At 73.6% G+C, this 18,387-nt stretch carries 16 protein-coding genes; 6 read left to right on the top strand and 10 right to left on the bottom strand.

Annotated elements, in window-relative coordinates; genetic code table 11:
- Positions 1-96 precede the first annotated feature (96 nt).
- Entirely contained in the window at positions 97-1,011 is a 915-nt protein-coding gene (locus O2W15_RS04275) for an A/G-specific adenine glycosylase (RefSeq protein ID WP_269178488.1), read from the top strand.
- A 123-nt stretch (positions 1,012-1,134) separates the two neighbouring features.
- On the opposite strand, the gene O2W15_RS04280 is transcribed toward O2W15_RS04275, so the two are convergent.
- The 9 genes from O2W15_RS04280 to O2W15_RS04320 all read right to left on the bottom strand — a co-directional run bounded on the left by O2W15_RS04280 (position 1,135) and on the right by O2W15_RS04320 (position 11,711).
- Positions 1,135-3,681 carry an ATP-dependent Clp protease ATP-binding subunit gene (locus tag O2W15_RS04280; RefSeq protein ID WP_269161452.1) on the bottom strand — a complete coding sequence of 849 codons (2,547 nt, stop codon included), beginning with the start codon at positions 3,679-3,681 and terminating at the stop codon, positions 1,135-1,137.
- 328 nt (positions 3,682-4,009) lie between these two features.
- Positions 4,010-4,363: a histone-like nucleoid-structuring protein Lsr2 gene (locus O2W15_RS04285; RefSeq protein WP_269161451.1), complete on the bottom strand. Its 354-nt coding sequence runs from the start codon at positions 4,361-4,363 to the stop codon at positions 4,010-4,012.
- 140 nt (positions 4,364-4,503) lie between these two features.
- The gene (lysS, locus tag O2W15_RS04290; protein ID WP_269178489.1) at positions 4,504-6,009 is read right to left on the bottom strand and encodes a lysine--tRNA ligase; all 1,506 of its coding nucleotides are present in this window, start codon (positions 6,007-6,009) and stop codon (positions 4,504-4,506) included.
- Between the two features lie 11 nt (positions 6,010-6,020).
- Positions 6,021-6,845 carry a type III pantothenate kinase gene (locus O2W15_RS04295; protein ID WP_269161449.1) on the bottom strand — a complete coding sequence of 275 codons (825 nt, stop codon included), beginning with the start codon at positions 6,843-6,845 and terminating at the stop codon, positions 6,021-6,023.
- 1 nt (position 6,846) lies between these two features.
- Positions 6,847-7,800, bottom strand: a complete 954-nt coding sequence (nadC, locus tag O2W15_RS04300) for a carboxylating nicotinate-nucleotide diphosphorylase (protein WP_269178490.1) — start codon at positions 7,798-7,800, stop codon at positions 6,847-6,849.
- Entirely contained in the window at positions 7,797-9,464 is a 1,668-nt protein-coding gene (locus O2W15_RS04305; RefSeq protein WP_269178491.1) for an L-aspartate oxidase, read from the bottom strand. Before O2W15_RS04305 ends, nadC begins: the two co-directional genes overlap by 4 nt.
- Positions 9,465-9,478: 14 nt before the next feature.
- Complete coding sequence (gene panD / locus O2W15_RS04310; RefSeq protein ID WP_269178492.1) at positions 9,479-9,892, bottom strand: aspartate 1-decarboxylase; 414 nt, start codon at positions 9,890-9,892, stop codon at positions 9,479-9,481.
- A gap of 11 nt (positions 9,893-9,903) precedes the next feature.
- Positions 9,904-10,758 carry a pantoate--beta-alanine ligase gene (gene panC / locus O2W15_RS04315; RefSeq protein ID WP_269178493.1) on the bottom strand — a complete coding sequence of 285 codons (855 nt, stop codon included), beginning with the start codon at positions 10,756-10,758 and terminating at the stop codon, positions 9,904-9,906.
- Positions 10,755-11,711, bottom strand: coding sequence for a Rossmann-like and DUF2520 domain-containing protein (locus O2W15_RS04320; RefSeq protein WP_269178494.1), 957 nt, complete (start codon positions 11,709-11,711; stop codon positions 10,755-10,757). Before O2W15_RS04320 ends, panC begins: the two co-directional genes overlap by 4 nt.
- Positions 11,712-12,036: 325 nt before the next feature.
- On the opposite strand from O2W15_RS04320, the gene O2W15_RS04325 reads away from it, so the two are divergent.
- On the top strand, positions 12,037-12,789 hold the full coding sequence (locus O2W15_RS04325) for an SDR family oxidoreductase (protein WP_036334588.1): 753 nt from the start codon (positions 12,037-12,039) through the stop codon (positions 12,787-12,789).
- On the opposite strand, the gene O2W15_RS04330 is transcribed toward O2W15_RS04325, so the two are convergent.
- Positions 12,786-14,330 (bottom strand): DUF6779 domain-containing protein, encoded by a 1,545-nt coding sequence (locus tag O2W15_RS04330; RefSeq protein ID WP_269178495.1) that lies wholly within the window; start codon positions 14,328-14,330, stop codon positions 12,786-12,788. The genes O2W15_RS04325 and O2W15_RS04330 overlap by 4 nt on opposite strands.
- A 336-nt stretch (positions 14,331-14,666) precedes the next feature.
- On the opposite strand from O2W15_RS04330, the gene O2W15_RS04335 reads away from it, so the two are divergent.
- From O2W15_RS04335 to O2W15_RS04350, 4 genes are all read left to right on the top strand, one after another.
- On the top strand, positions 14,667-15,803 hold the full coding sequence (locus O2W15_RS04335) for an ABC transporter ATP-binding protein (RefSeq protein ID WP_269161442.1): 1,137 nt from the start codon (positions 14,667-14,669) through the stop codon (positions 15,801-15,803).
- The gene (locus O2W15_RS04340) at positions 15,800-16,492 is read left to right on the top strand and encodes an ABC transporter permease (protein ID WP_269161441.1); all 693 of its coding nucleotides are present in this window, start codon (positions 15,800-15,802) and stop codon (positions 16,490-16,492) included. The genes O2W15_RS04335 and O2W15_RS04340 overlap by 4 nt, the downstream gene beginning before the upstream one ends.
- Positions 16,489-17,331: an ABC transporter permease gene (locus O2W15_RS04345; protein WP_269178496.1), complete on the top strand. Its 843-nt coding sequence runs from the start codon at positions 16,489-16,491 to the stop codon at positions 17,329-17,331. Before O2W15_RS04340 ends, O2W15_RS04345 begins: the two co-directional genes overlap by 4 nt.
- A gap of 86 nt (positions 17,332-17,417) precedes the next feature.
- Positions 17,418-18,377, top strand: coding sequence for a glycine betaine ABC transporter substrate-binding protein (locus O2W15_RS04350; protein ID WP_269161439.1), 960 nt, complete (start codon positions 17,418-17,420; stop codon positions 18,375-18,377).
- Positions 18,378-18,387: the final 10 nt, after the last annotated feature.

The following is an 18,387-nucleotide window of genomic DNA, read 5'->3' on the forward strand; positions in this document are numbered from 1 at the left end:
CCGGCCCACCCGGCGGGTGGTCACGGAGTGTGCTGGCCCGGTTCGTCTGCCACGCCGACGGCAGGGTCTGCGGAGGCCCAGGCAGACTGGGTCCCCGTGAGCACCACCTCGCCCGGCGCCGCACGCCACGAGCCCGCCCCCGCCGGAGAGCCCGTCGGCGACGTCCTCGTGGACTGGTACGCCGGCGCCGCCCGGGACCTGCCGTGGCGCGCCCCCGGCACCGACCCGTGGGCGGTGCTGGTCAGCGAGGTCATGCTCCAGCAGACGCCGGTGCGCCGGGTGGAGCCGGTCTGGCGCGAGTGGCTGGCCCGCTGGCCCGCTGCCGCGGACCTGGCGGCAGCCAGCCCGGCCGACGTGATCCGGGCCTGGGGCAAGCTCGGCTATCCGCGGCGGGCCCTGCGCCTGCGGGAGGCCGCCGTCGCGATCACCGAACGCCACGGTGGCGCGGTTCCCGCCGACATCGCCGAGCTCGAGGCGCTGCCGGGGATCGGCACGTACACCGCCCGGGCGGTCGCCTGCTTCGGCCACGGCAGCCGCCAGCCGGTCGTCGACACCAACGTCCGACGGGTCGTCGCGCGGCTGGTGCACGGAAGCGCCCAGGCGGCGCCCGCCCGGGCGACGGACCTGACCGACATCGCCGCGCTGGCGCCCGCCGACGACGCCCGCGCGGTGCGGTTCTCCGTGGCCGTCATGGAGCTCGGTGCGCTGGTCTGCGTCGCCGGCGCCCCCCGCTGTGGCGCCTGCCCCGTGTCCGACCGGTGCGCGTGGCGGCTGGCCGGTTCGCCGGCGTACGACGGCCCCCCGCGGCGGGTGCAGGCGTTCACCGGCACCGACCGTCAGGTGCGAGGTCGGCTGCTCGACGTGCTGCGGGCCGCACCGGAGCCGGTCGAGGCCGATGCACTGACGCCGGCGTGGGACGACGCCGTCCAGCGCTCGCGCTGCCTGGACTCCCTGCTGGTGGACGGGCTGGTCGAGCAGACGCCGGACGGCCGCTTCTCCCTCCCCGGCTGAGGCGTCCCCCGGAGAGCCAACCGTCAGCGGGGTCGCCCGGACCGGACAGACGACGAGGGGCCGCCCTCCGCGGATGCGGAGGACGGCCCCTGTCAGGACCCCGTCAGTGGACGGGGTCGTCGATCACTCGGCCTGCGCGGCCGCCGCCGGACCCTCGTCCTCGCCGTCAGCGCCCGTGAGGGCGACCGGCGGGGTGTCGGGCATGTCGATCGGCTTGGCCTCACCGCGGAAGGTGAAGCGCGAGGCCGTCGGGTCGGCGTCCTCCTCGACGTCCACCACGATGATCTGCCCGGAGGCGATCTCGCCGTAGAGGATCTTCTCCGACAGCGTGTCCTCGATCTCGCGCTGGATCGTGCGGCGCAGCGGCCGCGCACCCAGCACCGGGTCGAAGCCGCGGGCCGCGAGCAGCTTCTTCGCCGCCGGCGTGACCTCCAGCGACATGTCCTTGTTCGACAGCTGCGTCTCCAGCCGGGCGAGCATGAGGTCCACGATGTGGACGATCTCGTCCTCGGTGAGCTGGTGGAACACGACGATGTCGTCGATGCGGTTGAGGAACTCCGGCCGGAAGTGCTGCTTGAGCTCCTCGTTGACCTTGAGCTTCATCCGCTCGTAGTTGCTGGTGCTGTCGTTCCCGGCCTGGAAGCCGAGGCCGACGGCCTTGGAGATGTCCCGCGTCCCGAGGTTCGTGGTCAGGATCAGGATCGTGTTCTTGAAGTCCACGATCCGGCCCTGGCCGTCGGTCAGCCGACCGTCCTCCAGCACCTGCAGCAGCGTGTTGAAGACATCGGCGTGCGCCTTCTCGATCTCGTCGAAGAGGACCACCGAGAACGGCTTGCGCCGCACCTTCTCGGTCAGCTGGCCACCCTCGTCGTAACCGACGTAGCCGGGAGGGGCACCGACGAGCCGCGACACGGTGAACTTGTCGTGGAACTCCCCCATGTCGATCTGGATGAGGGCGTCGTCCTCGCCGAAGAGGAACTGCGCGAGCGCCTTGGCCAGCTCGGTCTTACCGACACCCGAGGGGCCGGCGAAGATGAACGAGCCACCGGGACGACGGGGGTCCTTGAGGCCCGCCCGCGTGCGCCGGATCGCCTGGCTGACGCTCTTGATGGCCTCTTCCTGGCCGATGATCCGCTTGTGGAGCTCGTCCTCCATGCGGAGCAGCCGGGTGGTCTCCTCCTCGGTCAGCTTGAAGACCGGGATGCCCGTCCAGTTGGCGAGGACCTCGGCGATCTGCTCGTCGTCGACCTCGGCGACGACGTCCATGTCACCGGCCTTCCACTGCTTCTCGCGCTCGGCCTTCTCGCCCAGCAGCTGCTTCTCCTTGTCGCGGAGAGAGGCGGCCTTCTCGAAGTCCTGCCCGTCGATGGCCGACTCCTTCTCGCGGCGGATGGCCGCGATCCGGTCGTCGAACTCGCGCAGGTCCGGCGGGGCGGTCATCCGCTTGATCCGCATCCGGGCGCCGGCCTCGTCGATCAGGTCGATCGCCTTGTCCGGGAGGAAGCGGTCGGAGATGTACCGGTCGGCCAGCGTCGCGGCGGCGACCAGTGCGCCGTCGGTGATGCTGATCCGGTGGTGCGCCTCGTAGCGGTCCCGCAGGCCCTTGAGGATCTCGATGGTGTGGGCGAGGGTCGGCTCGCTGACCTGGATGGGCTGGAAGCGGCGCTCGAGAGCGGCGTCCTTCTCCAGGTGCTTGCGGTACTCGTCCAGCGTGGTGGCACCGATGGTCTGCAGCTCACCACGCGCCAGCATCGGCTTGAGGATGCTGGCTGCGTCGATCGCGCCCTCGGCAGCGCCCGCCCCGACGAGGGTGTGGATCTCGTCGATGAACAGGATGATGTCGCCGCGGGTGCGGATCTCCTTGAGGACCTTCTTCAGCCGCTCCTCGAAGTCGCCGCGGTAGCGGGAACCGGCGACCAGCGCGCCGAGGTCGAGGGTGTAGAGCTGCTTGTCCTTCAGCGTCTCGGGCACCTCGCCCTTGACGATGGCCTGCGCCAGGCCCTCGACGGCCGCCGTCTTGCCGACGCCGGGCTCGCCGATCAGGACCGGGTTGTTCTTGGTGCGGCGGGACAGCACCTGCATGACCCGCTCGATCTCCTTGGCCCGGCCGATGACCGGGTCCAGCTTGCCGTCGCGGGCGGCCTGGGTCAGGTTGCGGCCGAACTGGTCGAGGACCAGCGAGGTCGACGGGGTGCCCTCGGCGGGCCCGCCGGCGGCGGCCGGCTCCTTGCCCTGGTAGCCGCTCAGCAGCTGGATGACCTGCTGGCGCACGCGGTTGAGGTCGGCGCCCAGCTTCACCAGGACCTGGGCGGCGACGCCCTCGCCCTCGCGGATCAGGCCGAGCAGGATGTGCTCGGTGCCGATGTAGTTGTGGCCGAGCTGCAGCGCCTCGCGCAGCGACAGCTCCAGGACCTTCTTGGCGCGCGGGGTGAAGGGGATGTGGCCGGACGGGGCCTGCTGGCCCTGCCCGATGATCTCCTCGACCTGCTGACGGACGCCCTCCAGCGAGATGCCGAGGGACTCCAGCGCCTTGGCGGCGACACCCTCGCCCTCGTGGATCAGACCCAGGAGGATGTGCTCGGTGCCGATGTAGTTGTGGTTGAGCATCCGGGCCTCTTCTTGGGCCAGGACGACCACCCGACGGGCTCGGTCGGTGAACCGTTCGAACATCTGCTGTATCTCCCTCTGACCGGCTGGACCTGCTGTGCTCGTGTCCCCGGCAGGGGACGGTGGACACCCGACGTACGTCGGCGCGCTGGGGCACCGGTCGTTCCACTGTAGTTCGCACCACCCGATCGGCGTCGAGACCAGGCCGTCGGACCGTTCGGGGGGCTCGATGGAGACAACTGTCGTCCCAGGAGTGGTGTTCCGCCGCGGTTACGCCATGAGCGGACGCACGACGGCCCGGCACCTCGATGAGGTGCCGGGCCGAAGTGGCGGCCGTCCTGCAGGCGCCCACCGCGAACCTGCGAGCGGTGGGGGCAGGAGGGTCCTTCGATCAGTGGGCGGCTTCGAATGCCTCGACGACGCTGGCCGGGATGCGGCCGCGGTCGCTGACCTGGTGGCCGTTGTTGCGGGCCCAGTCGCGGATCGCGCCGGCCTGCTCGCGGTCCATCCGGCCGCCACCACCGGTGGCCCGCGACCGACCTGCGCCCGAGGCCCGGGTGCCGCGGCTGCTCACCTTGCGGGCGGCCGTGACGTACTTGCCGAGCACGTCGCGCATCTCCGCGGCGTTCTTGTCCGACAGGTCGATCTCGTACGTCGTCCCGTCGAGGGCGAACGTGACCGTCTCGTCAGCAGAGATGCTGTCGTCGAGGTCGTCGCTCAGGATCACCTGGACCTTACGTGCCATTGTCTGTTCTCTCCTGTTGCTGCGGGGTCGTGGACTGTCGTCACTGCTCCCCCGTGATCGACGAGTCCATTGCACCACATACAGTGGCATTCCCGCCAATTCCGAGACATTTCCCTGGTAAATGCCCCCGGACAGGTGAGTCATTGATGGAGTGGGCGCACCAAGGGGAACAGGATCGTCTCCCTGATCCCCAATCCGGTGAGCGTCATCATCAGCCGGTCCATGCCGAGACCGAGGCCTCCGGTGGGCGGCATCCCGTACTCGAGCGCCTCGAGGAAGTCCTCGTCCAGGGCCATCGCCTCCGGGTCCCCGGCGGCGGCCAACAGTGCCTGGGCGGTGAACCGCTCCCGCTGGACGACCGGGTCCACCAGCTCCGAGTAGGCGGTGCCCTGTTCGATCCCGCCGATGTAGAGGTCCCACTTCTCCGCCTTGCCCGGCTCGGACCGGTGGGCGCGGGTGAGCGGTGAGGTGTCCAGCGGGTAGTCGATGACGAACGTCGGCGACTGCAGCCGGTCCTGGACGAGGGCCTCGAAGACCTCCTCGACCACCTTGCCGGGCAGCCAGGCAGGGTCGACGCCGATGTCGTGCCGTTCGGCGATCGCGCGCAACTGCTGCACCGGCGTCTCCGGGGTGATCTCCTCACCGACCGCGTCGGAGACCGCGGTGTAGAGCGACAGTTGCGGCCACTCACCGGAGAGGTCGAGTTCGGTGCCGTCGTGGTGCCGGGCGACGTGGTCGCCGAAGAGCGCCGTGCTGCACTCCTGAACCAGTTCCTGGGTCATCCGGGCCATTTCCTGGTAATCCCAGTACGCGGCGTAGGCCTCGAGCATCGCGAACTCCGGGGAGTGCGAGGAGTCAGCGCCCTCGTTCCGGAAGTTGCGGTTGATCTCGAAGACCCGGTCCAGCCCGCCGACGATGCAGCGCTTGAGGAACAACTCGGGGGCGATGCGCAGGTAGAGGTCCAGGTCGAAGGCGTTCATGTGCGTGCGGAACGGCCGGGCAGCGGCGCCGCCGTGCACGGTCTGCAGCATCGGCGTCTCGACCTCGAGGAACCGACGGGTCGTCAGGCCGGAGCGCAACGTGCTCATCACGGTGGACCGCTGGTGCACCGTGCGACGCGCCTCGTCGCGGACGATCAGGTCCACGTAGCGGCGGCGGACGCGCAGCTCCTCGCTCATCGGCTTGTGCGCCACCGGCAGTGGCCGCAGCGCCTTGGCGGCCAGCTGCCAGGAGTCGGCGAAGACCGACAGCTCCCCGCGCCGCGACGTCCCGACCTCACCGGTGACCAGCACGTGGTCCCCGAGGTCGACGTCGGACTTCCATGCGGCGAGGGACTCCTCGCCGACCCGGTCACGGGAGAGCATGACCTGCAGCTCGGTGTCGCCCTCGCGCAGCGTCGCGAAACAGAGCTTGCCGGTGTTGCGGGAGAAGATGACCCGCCCGGTGACGCCGACCTGCTCGCCGGTCATCGTGTCCGGCTCCAGGTCGGGGTGTGCGGCGCGCACCTCGGCGAGGGTGGTGGTGCGGGCGACGGTGACCGGGTAGGGGTCCACGCCGGCCTCACGCAGCCGGTCGAGCTTGGCCCGCCGGACCCGCAGCTGCTCGGGCAGTTCGTCCTCGGGCGGGCCTGGGGGTTCCTCACTCACGGGCACAGAGCCTACGGGCGGCCGGACGACGTCCCGCCACCGCTGGCCCCGCTGGACGACTGGTGCCGTTCGAAGGCCAGCCGCAGGCCGTGCACGGTGAGATCGGGCTCACGCTCCCCGATGGAGCGGCAGCTGTCGACGAGCAGCCGGTGCAGTCCGCCGGTGGCCACCACCACCGGGGCGGCACCGAACTGTGCGACCAGTTCGGCGGCGATCCGGGCGACCAGTCCGTCGACCAGCCCGGCGAAGCCGAGGACCATCCCGGACTGCAGGGCGGCGACGGTGTTCTTCCCGATCGCCTGGGTCGGGACGGTGAGCTCCACCGAGCGCAGCTGCGCGGCGCGCGAGGCCAGCGCGTCCAGGCTCACCTCGACGCCGGGGGCCAGCGCGCCGCCGAGGAACTGCCCGTCCGGGCCCACGGCGTCGACGGTGGTGGAGGTGCCGAAGTCGACCACCACGACCGGCCGGCCGGTGCCGTCGGGACGGCGGCCGTACAGCTCGTGGGCGGCCAGTGCGGTGACCACCCGATCAGCCCCCACCTCCCGCGGGTTGTCCACGTGCAGCGGCACCCCGGTGCGCACGCCCGGCCCGATCAGGGTGACCGGGACGGCGAGCCGGTCGAGCAGCTGCCGCAGCGCCGGCAGCTGCGCGGGCACGGTGGAGCAGGCCGCCACCCCGGTGACCACGGTGTCGCGCAGCAGCCCGCGCCACAGCATGTGCAGTTCGTCGGCGGTCGCCCGCGGCTGCGTCGTCACCCGCCAGCAGTCGAGCCGCCGGGCGCCGTCGAAGGTGGCCAGCACCGTCTGGCTGTTGCCGACGTCGACGGTGAGCAGCACGTCAGCCCGCCCGCAGGTCGAGGGCGAGGTCCAGGATCGGCGAGGAGTGGGTGAGCGCGCCGACGGAGAGGTAGTCGATGCCCGTGTCGGCCACCTCCCGCGCGACGTCGAGGGTGAGCCCGCCGGTGGCCTCCAGCTCGACGTCCAGGTCGCCCACCAGCGCCACGGCCTGCCGCAGCTGGTCGGGGGTCATGTTGTCCAGCAGCAGGAAGTCGGCGCCGGCGTCCACCGCCTCGCCGACCTGCTCCAGGGTGTCGCACTCGACCTGCACGGTGATCCGGGGCGCACGCTCCCGGACCAGCGAGACGGCGGCGGCCACCGACCCGGCCGCGGCGACGTGGTTGTCCTTCACCATCGCCACGTCGTAGAGGCCCATCCGCTTGTTCGACCCGCCGCCGCAGCGCACCGCGTACTTCTCCAGCGGCCGCAGCCCCGGGGTGGTCTTGCGGGTGTCCAGCACGACCGCGCCGGTGCCGGCGACGGCGTCGACCCAGGCGCGGGTGGCGGTGGCGATGCCGCTGGCCCGGCTGGCGATGTTCAGCGCGCTGCGCTCGGCGGCCAGCAGCGCCCGCACCGGGCCGCGCACGGTGAGCAGCACGTCGCCGCGGCGCACCCGGTCCCCGTCGGCCGCACCGGCGGTGAGCGTCGCCCCGGGCGCCAGCCGGGTGAACACGCGGGCCGCCAGCGGCAGGCCGGCGACCACGCCGTCGGCCCGGGCGACGAGGTCGGCCGTCCCGAATTGGGTGCCGGAGACGGTGGCGGCGCTGGTCACGTCGTAGCCGACGGCGACGTCGGGAGCGCTGGGCAGCGGGGCACCGCCGGTCAGGTCCTCGGTCAGGGTGCGCTCGACGAGCTCGGCGACCCAGGCGGCGCTCAGACCGGTGGCGGTCAGATCGGTGGGGTCGGCGGGGAGGGTGCGGGCAGCCGGGGTGGTCACCGCGCCATGCTCGCTCACCAGTCCACCGCCACCGGCGTGCCCACCGGGCGGCGGGTCAGCCGGACCCGCCCGTCGTCGTCCAGTCGCACGTCCAGGTGCGCCTGCCAGTCCGTCACGGCCTCGGGGTGGTCCTCCCGCCAGTGGCAGCCGCGGGTCTCCTCGCGCGCGGAGGCCGCGGCGGTGATCGCGGTGGCGACGGTGAGCAGGTCGGTGGTCTCCCAGCCGGGCACCCCGGGGACGGCGGTGGTCCACTCCCCCAGCGCCGCCAGCTGCCCGGCGGCCTCGGCCAGCCCCGGACCGCTGCGCAGCGCACCGACCCGGGCCGACATCGCCGCGGTCAGCGGCGCGCGGGCGGCCACGTCGACCAGCCCGGCCGGCCGCGGGTCGGCCGGACCCGCGGCAGCGGGCACCGGCAGCTCCCGGGCCAGCGCCTCGCCGATCCGTGCGGCGAAGACCAGCCCCTCCAGCAGGGAGTTCGACGCCAGCCGGTTGGCCCCGTGCACGCCGGTGCAGGCGACCTCGCCGCAGGCGTAGAGACCGGGCACGGTGGTCCGCCCGGACAGGTCGGTGGCCAGCCCCCCGGAGGCGTAGTGCGCGGCCGGGGTGACCGGCACCAGGTCGGTCTCCGGGTCGATGCCGGCCTCCCGACAGCGGGCCACGATGGTCGGGAAGCGCTCGGCGAGCCCGGGGAGGCCGCGGGCGTCGAGCCAGACGTGGTCGACGCCGTCCCGCAGCTGCACCCGGGTGATCGCCTTGGCCACCACGTCGCGGGGGGCCAGCTCGGCGAGCGGGTGCACGCCGGGCATGAACCGCTCCCCGGCGCCGTCGCGCAGCACCGCACCCTCCCCGCGCAGCGCCTCGGAGACCAGTGGCTGCTGTCCCCGGGCGTCCGGGCCCAGATAGAGGGCGGTGGGGTGGAACTGGACGAACTCCAGGTCGGTCGCGACCGCCCCGGCCCGCAGGCCCAGGGCGACGCCGTCGCCGGTGGAGACGCCCGGGTTGGTGGTGGCGGCGTACACCTGCCCCATCCCGCCGGTGGCGAGCACCACGGCCCGGGCCCGCACGGCGCCCACGCCATCGGCGCTGCCCTCGCCGAGCACGTGCAGGGTGACCCCGGCGGCGCGGCCGTCGGCGTCCCGCAGCAGGTCCAGCACCATCGCGTGCTCGACGAGCGTCACCCCGGGGTCGGCGGCCACCGCGTCGCGCAGCGCCCGCTGGACCTCCGCCCCGGTGGCGTCGCCACCGGCGTGCACGATCCGGTCGGTGGAGTGGCCGCCCTCCCGGGTGAGCAGCAGCCGGCCGGTCGGGCCCCGGTCGAACGCGGCCCCCCAGCTGATCAGCTGGTGCAGCCGCTCGGGCCCCTCGGTGACCAGCGCCTGGACGGCGTCCGGGTCGCAGAGCCCCACCCCGGCCACCTCGGTGTCCCGGGCGTGCGCGGCCGGGGTGTCGGCCGGGTCCAGGACGGCGGCGATCCCGCCCTGCGCCCAGCGGGTCGAGCCGTCGTCCACCTCGACCTTGGTGACGACGGCGACCGACAGCCCCGCCGCGCGGGCGTGCAGCGCCACGCAGAGCCCGGCGACCCCGGAGCCCACCACGCAGACGTCGGCGGTCAGCTCCCACCCTGGGGCGGGGGCCCGCAGCCGCAGCGGCAGCCCCGGCACCACGTCGGCAGAAACGGCCATCCCTGCGGAGGCGATCAGCGGACCGGGACGCCGAGGTCGCTGCGCTGTTGGTCCGTCGCCCCGGGCACCGCGGCCGAGGGGTCGGCGCCCAGCTCGACGACGCGGTTGTCGGCGTCGACGTGCACGACCGCCGGCAGGTAGGACTTGGCCTCGGACTCGTCCATCAAGCCGTAGCTGATCAGGATCACCAGGTCGCCGGGGTGCACCAGGTGCGCCGCGGCGCCGTTGATGCCCAGCACGCCGGTGCCGCGCTCGCCGGGGATGACGTAGGTCTCCAGCCGGGCACCGTTGGTGACGTCGACGATCGCCACCTGCTCACCGGCCAGCAGGTCGGCGGCGTCCATCAGGTCCTCGTCGACGGTGACCGACCCGACGTAGTGCAGGTCGGCCTGGGTCACCGTGGCCCGGTGGATCTTGCTCTTGAGCATGGTGCGCATCATCAGCGGTTCCCCAGTTCCACAGCGGCGTTGTCGATGAGTCGGGTGCTGCCGGCGCGGGCGGCGACCAGCAGCCGGGCGGGTCCGGCGGCGGGTGCCGGTCCGAGATCTGGATCGGTCAGTCCCAGGTAGTCCTGGAGCAGGTCGGGCGCCTCGGCCAGGACCGCGCGGGCCGCGGCCAGGACCGCGTCGGCGCCCTGCGGCCCCGCCTGGGCACCCGCACGCAGTGCTGCGGACAACGCCGCAGCCGCCTGGCGCTGTTCCGGGGACAGGTAGCGGTTGCGGGAGGACAGCGCCATGCCGTCGTCCTCACGGACCGTCGGGACGCCGACCACCTGCACCCCCAACGCCAGCTCACGGGCCATCGCCCGGATCAGCGTCAGCTGCTGGTAGTCCTTCTCCCCGAAGACGGCGACGTCCGGCCGGACCAGGCCGAACAGCTTCGCCACCACGGTCAGCACGCCGGCGAAGTGCCCGGGGCGGACGGCGCCGTCCAGCACCTCCCCCAGCGGCCCGGGCTGCACGGTGACCCCCAGCGCCCCGGGTGGGTACACCTCGTCGACCGGCGGGTGGAACACCAGGTCGGCGCCCTCCTCGGCGAGCGCGGCCAGGTCTGCGTCCCAGGTGCGGGGGTAGCGGTCGAAGTCCTCGCCGGGGCCGAACTGGGTCGGGTTGACGAACACCGAGACGACGACGCTGCCGCCGAGCTCCCGGGCGGCGCGGACCAGCGCGCGGTGCCCCTCGTGCAGGGCGCCCATCGTGGGCACCAGCACGACCGGCCCGGACAGCTCGGCCCGCAGCCGGCGCAGGTCGGCGGTCGTCTCCGCGACCACCGGCGACCGGACGGACAGGCTCATCGCGCCGTCTCCTCGGCCGAGTCGAGCAGCTCCAGCAGCGGCGCACCCTCGTGCCGCTTGAGCCGGCCGGCGGCCAGCGCGCGCTCGGTGGTGCGGCGGGCCAGGGCCACGTAGGCGTCGACCGCCGCGGGCGCCCGATCGGTCAGCGTGTCCAGGTGCCCGGCCACGGTGCCGACGTCGCCGCGGCTGACCGGGCCGGTGAGCCCGCGGTCGCCGTGGCGGAGCCCGTTGTCCAGCGCGGCGGTCAGCAGCGGGGTGAGCAGCCGGGCCGGCTGGTCGACGCCGGCCGCCCGGAGCAGGTCGGCGGCCTCTGCGACCAGCGTGACCAGGTGGTTCGCGCCGGTGACCAGGGCTGCGTGGTAGAGCCCGCGGTCGGCCTCGGCGATCCAGCAGGGCTCGCCACCCATCTCCAGCACCAGGGTCTCGGCGACCGGGCGGTGCTCGGGGCAGCTGGTGACCCCGAACGGGGCGGCCACCAGCCGGGCGGCGTCCTCGGGGGCGCCGGAGAAGGTCATCGCCGGGTGCAGGGCCAGCGTCAGGACACCGCTGCGCTCGGCCGGCAGCAGGACGGCCAGGCCGTGCGCACCGGAGGTGTGGAAGAGCAGCTGGCCGCGCCGCCAGGCGCCGGTCTCCGCCAGGCCGGCGACCAGGCCGGCGAGGGTGTCGTCGGGCACGGCGAGCACCACCAGGTCACTGGCGGCGACGACCTCGTCGGCGGGCAGCAGCGGGACGCCGGGCAGCAGGCGGGCCGCCCGTTCTGCGGAAGCGGCGGACACCCCGGAGGCGGCGACCACCTCGTGACCGGCGGCGGCGAGCGCAGCACCGAGCACGGCGCCGACCCGGCCGGCGCCGACGATCCCGACCCGCAGGCGGGCGGGCGCCTCGGTCGCGGCGGGCAGACCCGCAGGCAGGACAGCAGGGCGCGCAGACAGCGCGCGGGGACGGTTGGGCATCCCGGTGCACCTCTCGTTCCAGTCCCTCGCGGGTACCGGACTCAGGTCGCGTCGTCCCACGTCGTCGTGGGCCGTGTGGTGGTGCTGTGGTGCATGGAGCGGTGGTGCGTGGAGCGGTGGATCGCGGCGGGCCGCCTGCTGCAACCACCCCGGAGGACGTGTCACGCAGGTGTACCGCCAGGAACGAGTCTGTCATCCACAGCATCCCGGGCAACGCCGGCGAGGTGTGTCCTGACTCACCCGGGCGACCTCCGGGGCCGGGTCTGCCCGTGATTGGGTGGGTCGGCCGGCAGCGGAGCCGGCACTGGTGAGCAGGAGGAGCACGGTGAGCAGCTTCGAAGGACGCACTGCCCTGGTGACGGGCGCGAGCCGGGGCATCGGCCTGGCGATCGCGCAGAGCCTGGTGGAGCGAGGCGCCCGGGTGGTGGTCACCGCGCGCAAGCCCGACGCGCTCGCCGAGGCGGTGGAGGCGCTCGGCGGCCCGGAGAAGGCGGTCGCCGTGGCGGGGAACGTCGGCGACCCGGAGCACCGCGCCGAGGCCGTCCGCACCGCGATCGACACGTTCGGCAGCCTGGACGTGCTGGTCGGCAACGTCGGCATCAACCCGGTGTTCGGCCCGTTGATGGACGCCCCGCTGGACGCCTTCCGCAAGATCCTGGACACCAACGTCGTCGCCAGCCTCGGCCTGGTCCAGGAGGCCTGGAAGGCGTGGATGTCCGAGCACGGCGGCTCGGTGCTGATCGTGGCGTCGGTCGCCGGGCTGAAGTCCAGCGAGGGGATCGCCGCCTACGGCGTCAGCAAGGCCGCGCTGATCAACCTGACCACGCAGCTGGCCGTGGAGATGGGGCCCAAGGTGCGGGTCAACGCCGTCGCCCCGGCCGTGGTGAAGACCCGGTTCGCCGAGGCACTGTTCACCGGGCGCGAGGACGAGCTGGGTGGCCAGTACCCGGTCGGCCGTCTCGGCGTGCCCGAGGACATCGGTGAGGCGGCCGCCTACCTGCTCAGCGACCAGGCCGGCTGGGTGACCGGTCAGACCCTGGTGCTCGACGGCGGCGCGCTGTCCCGCGGCCCGATCTAGCGGCCGAGCACCCGGGCGAGGACGTCGTCGCCGGCGTCCTCGCCCTCGTCGCGGTAGCGGCGCCGCTGGGACCGGCCACCACTGGGTGCGGAGACCCCGCTCTCGGCGAGGATCTGCTCCAGCCGGGCGTGCCCCTGCGCCGGGGGTGCCGCCCGGGGCGCGGGGTCCGGGGTCGGGGTGTCCGACCAGCTCCGGGGCACCGCGTCGTCCGTCGGGGCCGGCTCGGCCGGCGGCTCCCACGACGCCCACGGCGGGAGGTTCACGGCCGGCGTGTCCGGCACGGGGCCGACGGACGCGGACGCCTCGCCGGCGCTCGTGACCAGCTGCTCCTCCGGCACGGCGTGGCTGCGCCGGCGGCCGGCCGAGGGCGCGGCAGTCTCCTCGTCGGGCTCGGCGGCCCGGCGGTGACGATGCCGCGACGGCTCCACCGGCTCCGCCATCGCGGCCACCACGTCGGACACGCGGAGCGCCGGCCCGGGCAGCGGCGGCCGGGAGGGCATCGGCACCACCGGCGGCTCAGCGGGAGGCCTGTCGGCTGTACCGAGCAGCGCCTCGTCCTCCAGCCACGCCCGCGGCGACCTCGGGCTCGGCTCGACCCAGGGCTCGGGCACCGCTTCCTTGAGCACCCCCGTCGCCTGCACCGCCTCCTCGAGCACGGCCGGCTCGAGCACCGCCTCCCCGACCAGCCACTCCAGCGGCGAGGGCGGCCGGTCCCGGGAGGGCTCGTCCTCGGCCGGCGCGGACGGAGGGGTCTCGGTGGCCGACGGGCGTGCCGTGCTGGGCGACGACGCGGGCTCGTCGCGGGGTCCGGCGGCGGCCGTGGGGAGGGGCCGGCCAGCCTCACTGCGAGGATCCCGCCCGGCCGGGGACGACATCCACCCGGAGGACTCCCACACCGGCGCCGCGCCCTCCACCGTGCGGCCGGCGTCGGCGGGCTGCGCCGGACCGCGGACTGACTGCGCCCGCATCACCATGCGCTCGATCAGCAGCTCACCGGACAGCTGCTCGGTCAGCTCGCTGCGCATCCGGCCGAGGTCGCTGCGCAGCTCGGCCAACCCGGCCAGCTCGGCGCGCAGCTCGCTCAGCGCGGTCAGCTCACCGCGCAGCTCGGTCAGGGCAGCGAGCTCGGCGCGCAGCTGACCGAGCTGGTCACGCATGGCCTGCTCGGCCTCGCGCCGGAGTCGGTTCTCCAGGTCGGCCTCGTGCTCGTGTCGGGCGGCGACCTCCCGTGCCAGCTCCACGTCGTAGGCGTGCCGGAGCTCGGCCTCCCGGGCGGCTGCGGCCACCTGGTCGGCGCGCCGACTGCCGGCGAGGAAGGCGGCGATCAGGAAGGCCCAACAGACCGCCAGCAGCGCCACCCGCAGGTACAGGGCGTTCTCGGTGAGCAGGGCCGCGGCCGTGGCCGGCACGGCCAGCGCCAGACCGGCCGCCAACCAGACCCGCTGCGCCGTGAGCCCGGCCGACGGTGTCACCGGCACGGCGACCCGCTGGGGTGGGAGGGGACTCCGGGCGGGGACCCCGTCGTCGCGGCGACCTCCCATGTCCGCAGCGTACGGGCGGCCGCCGCCGGCACCGGTCAACTCCGCTGCGTACGCGCCGAGTGTCTCTCCGCACAGCCCGCGGGCTGGGGCCACTGACCCGAGACGCCCACGTCGCGCCGAGGGAATGATCGTGCACGACGCGATGTGTTTCGATGGTGCCCGCGCTGTGGCCCCCGGGGGGCAGCACCGGTCGAACGTGCCGCACCCGCCAGTCGATCGAGGAGAGCCGGTGGCCACACCCACCTCCGTGACGCCAGCGGACACCGAGAGCAGCGCACCGCCCACCCACCACCGTCGACTCCGGCCCAGTGCACACCAGCCGCAGGGAGGACCCCGATGATCCGGTTCGACGCGGTGTCGAAGGCGTACCCCGACGGGACGGTCGCGGTCGACGAACTCAGTCTCACCGCCCCCTCGGGCCAGATCACCGTGCTGGTCGGTCCGTCCGGCTGCGGCAAGACCACCAGCCTGCGGATGGTCAACCGGATGATCGAGCCCACCTCCGGCACGATCACCATCGACGACCGCGACGTCACCTCCGTGTCCGCCACCGACCTGCGACGGGGCATCGGGTACGTCATCCAGCACGCCGGGCTGTTCCCGCACCGCACCGTCGTCGACAACGTGGCCACCGTGCCCATGCTCACCGGGACCGGCCGCCGGCAGGCACGCAGCCGGGCGATCGAGCTGATGGAGCTGGTCGGGCTGCCGGCGTCCTTCGCCGACCGCTATCCGGCCCAGCTCTCCGGTGGTCAGCAGCAGCGGGTGGGCGTGGCCCGGGCGTTGGCCGCCGACCCGCCGGTCATGCTGATGGACGAGCCGTTCAGCGCCGTCGACCCGGTGGTCCGTGACCAGCTGCAGCAGGAGTTCCTGCGGCTGCAGGGCGAGCTGGGCAAGACGATCCTGTTCGTCACCCACGACATCGACGAGGCGATCCGGCTCGGCGACCGGGTGGCCGTCCTGGCCGTGGGCGGGAGACTGGCCCAGCTGGCCACCCCTGCCGACCTGCTGGCCACCCCGGCGGACCCCTTCGTGGCCGGCTTCGTCGGTCGTGACCGCGGCTACCGGGCGCTGGGCTTCGTCTCCGCCGAGGTGGCCGTGGCAACCGAGCCGACCGTGACCCTCGGTTCGCCGGTGGCCCGGGCGCACGACGTCGCCGTCGACGACTGGGTGCTCGTGGTCGACGACGGCGATCAGCCGCAGGGCTGGCTGCACCTCCGGGCCCATCCCGACGGCGGGCCCGGACCCGCACCGGGCGACCCCGTCACCCCCGACCTGCTCAACCTGGGCGGCACCCTCTCCCCCCTCGGCGGCACCCTGCGCGAGGCACTGGACGCCGCGCTCTCCTCGCCCAGCGGTCGCGGTGTGGTGGTGGACGAGGACGGGCGGCTCATCGGCTCGGTCCGGGCCGGCACCGTGCTGGAACACCTGCACGCCGCGACCGCGGACCCCTCCGCCCGGGTCAGGCCATGAACTCGGCCGACGGCTCGGCGCCCTGGGACCTGTTCGGCTACTTCGCCGACCACCGGGCCGAGGTGCTGGACCTGCTGTGGGCGCACACCTGGCTCTCGGTCCTGCCCGTCGTCATCGGCCTGCTGGTGGCCTTCCCGATCGGCTGGCTGGCCCGCCGGTACCGGTGGGCCTACCCCCCGGTCGTCTCGGTGTCCGGCCTGCTCTACACGATCCCGTCGCTGGCGTTGTTCGTCGTCATGCCGACCCTGCTGGGCACGCAGATCCTCGACCCGCTCAACGTGGTCGTTGCGTTGACGATCTACACCGTGGCGCTGCTGGTGCGGGTGGTCGCCGACGGTCTGGCCGCCGTCCCCGAGGACGCTGTGCAGGCGGCCACCGCGATGGGCTTCACCCGCTTCCAGCGGCTGCGGACCGTGGAGCTCCCGCTGGCCGTCCCGGTCATCGCCGCGGGCCTGCGGGTGGCCATGGTGGCCAACGTCAGCCTGGTCGCCATCGCGGCGACCATCGGCATCCCCCAGCTCGGCCAGCTCTTCATCACCGGGTTCCAGCTGTCGGTGACCGGTCCCTACTACCCGCCGATCGTGCTGGGCATCGTGCTGTCCGTCGCGCTGGCGCTGCTGCTCGACCGGTTGATCGTCCTCGGGGCCCACCTGGTCACCCCGTGGCAGCGGGTGTCGGCAGCCCGATGAACGACATGCTCCTGTGGCTCAACGACCCGCAGAACTGGACCGGGACCCGGGTCAGGCCCGGCATCATCGAGCAGGCCTCCGCCCACCTGGCGTACACCGCGATCGCCCTGTCGATCGCCGGGGTGATCGCCTTCCCGCTGGGGCTCGTCCTCGGCCACACCGGCCGGGCGTCCTGGCTGGTCTCGGTGGCCAACGGGCTGCGGGCGCTGCCGACGGTCGGCCTGCTGATCCTCCTGTACGTCATGGTCTCGCCGTTGATCAGCGGCCGCGGGAACGCCGTCTACCTGGTGCCCACGGAGATCGCCCTGGTCCTGCTGGCCCTGCCGGCGATCCTGGCCAACACCTACGCCGGGGTGCGCAACGTGTCACCGGCCGTCCGCGACGCCGCCCGCGGCATGGGGATGACCGGCCGGCAGGTGCTGTTCCGGGTGGAGCTGCCCAACGCGCTGCCGTTGGTGTTCTCCGGCTTCCGGAGCGCAGCGTTGCAGGTCATCGCCACCGCGACGATCGCGGCCTACGTCGGCCTGGGGGGCCTGGGGCGCTACGTCTACGACGGGCTGGCCAGCCGGGACTTCGGCCAGATGGCCGGCGGCGCGGTCCTGGTCGCCGCGCTGGCCCTGCTGGTCGACCTGGCCCTCTCGCTGGCGCAGCGCGCCACCGTGTCCCGCGGCGTCTCCGGCCGGTTCTCCCGCCGGTCGACCCGCGACAGCCGCGCCGCAGCGGTCACCGTGGTCCGGCCCGAGGCACCGCGCGGCGGGCCCGACGGTGCCCGGCGCGCCGGGCAACCGGCCACGCCGGCGGCTGCCCTGACCCCCTCCGGCGACCACCCCTCCAGGTGACCCGGTCCCCTTCCACGGGTGGCACCCGCCACCCGGCACCCAGCGACCCGGCGCGCCGCGCCGCGGCTGACCTCAGGAGAGACCACATGAACCGCAGGATCGCCACGACGCTGGCCGGCGGGACCGTCCTGCTCACGGCACTGACCGCGTGCGGGGAGTCGGGCAGCAGCAGCGCCGGCGGGAGCGGGAGCACCCCCGCCGGCGGCGGCGACACCATCGCCGCTGACCTGGTCCTCGGCGGGCCGCCGGAGTTCCAGACCCGGCCCGACGGCGTCCCCGGCCTGGAGGACGTCTACGGCGTCACCTTCGGTGAGTTCCGCAGCCTCGACGCCGGCGGCCCGCTGACCGTCAACGCGCTGGCCAACGGCCAGATCGACGCAGCGGACATCTTCACCACCGACCCGAACATCGCGGCCAACGACTGGGTGGTCCTCGAGGACCCGGAGAACCTGTTCGCCGCGCAGAACGTGGTCCCGCTGATCAGCACCGAGGAGGCCACCGACGGCGTCGCCGCCGTGTTGAACGCGGTGTCCGCGGAGCTCACCACCGAGGACCTGATCGCACTCAACGAGCAGGTGATCATCGACCGGCAGGACCCGGCCGCGGTCGCCGGGCAGTGGCTGGCGGAGCGCGGGCTGGACGCGACCGGCACCCAGGCCGCCGGAACGGACCTCACCATCGGTTCGGCCAACTTCCCGGAGAACATCACCCTGGCCAACATCTACGCGCAGGCGCTGCAGGCCCAGGGTGCGACGGTGGAGACGCAGCTCAACATCGGCAGCCGGGAGGTCTACATGCCCGGTCTGCAGGACGGGTCGATCGACCTGATCCCGGAGTACACCGGCGTGCTGCTGGAGTACTTCGACGAGGAGGCGACCGCGGTGAGCTCCGAGGAGGTCTACGCCGCGCTCCCCGAGGCCCTGCCCGAGAACCTGACCGTGCTCGAGCAGTCCGAGGCCCAGGACAAGGACGCCATCGTCGTGACCAGGGAGACCGCGGAGGAGTACGGCCTCACCTCGATCGCCGACCTGGCCGAGCAGCCCTGACCCACGGCGG

This window comes from Modestobacter sp. VKM Ac-2979, assembly GCF_026967995.1.
Classification (GTDB): Bacteria; Actinomycetota; Actinomycetes; order Mycobacteriales; family Geodermatophilaceae; genus Modestobacter.

Coding starts and splice junctions, on each gene's coding strand:
- O2W15_RS04280 (WP_269161452.1), bottom strand. CDS start 3,681: ATGTTCGAACGGTTCACCGACCGAGCCCGTCGGGTGGTCGTCCTGGCC.
- O2W15_RS04285 (WP_269161451.1), bottom strand. CDS start 4,363: ATGGCACGTAAGGTCCAGGTGATCCTGAGCGACGACCTCGACGACAGC.
- O2W15_RS04305 (WP_269178491.1), bottom strand. CDS start 9,464: ATGGCCGTTTCTGCCGACGTGGTGCCGGGGCTGCCGCTGCGGCTGCGG.
- panD (WP_269178492.1), bottom strand. CDS start 9,892: ATGCTCAAGAGCAAGATCCACCGGGCCACGGTGACCCAGGCCGACCTG.
- panC (WP_269178493.1), bottom strand. CDS start 10,758: ATGAGCCTGTCCGTCCGGTCGCCGGTGGTCGCGGAGACGACCGCCGAC.
- O2W15_RS04320 (WP_269178494.1), bottom strand. CDS start 11,711: ATGCCCAACCGTCCCCGCGCGCTGTCTGCGCGCCCTGCTGTCCTGCCT.
- O2W15_RS04330 (WP_269178495.1), bottom strand. CDS start 14,330: ATGGGAGGTCGCCGCGACGACGGGGTCCCCGCCCGGAGTCCCCTCCCA.
- O2W15_RS04335 (WP_269161442.1), top strand. CDS start 14,667: ATGATCCGGTTCGACGCGGTGTCGAAGGCGTACCCCGACGGGACGGTC.
- O2W15_RS04340 (WP_269161441.1), top strand. CDS start 15,800: ATGAACTCGGCCGACGGCTCGGCGCCCTGGGACCTGTTCGGCTACTTC.
- O2W15_RS04345 (WP_269178496.1), top strand. CDS start 16,489: ATGAACGACATGCTCCTGTGGCTCAACGACCCGCAGAACTGGACCGGG.
- O2W15_RS04350 (WP_269161439.1), top strand. CDS start 17,418: ATGAACCGCAGGATCGCCACGACGCTGGCCGGCGGGACCGTCCTGCTC.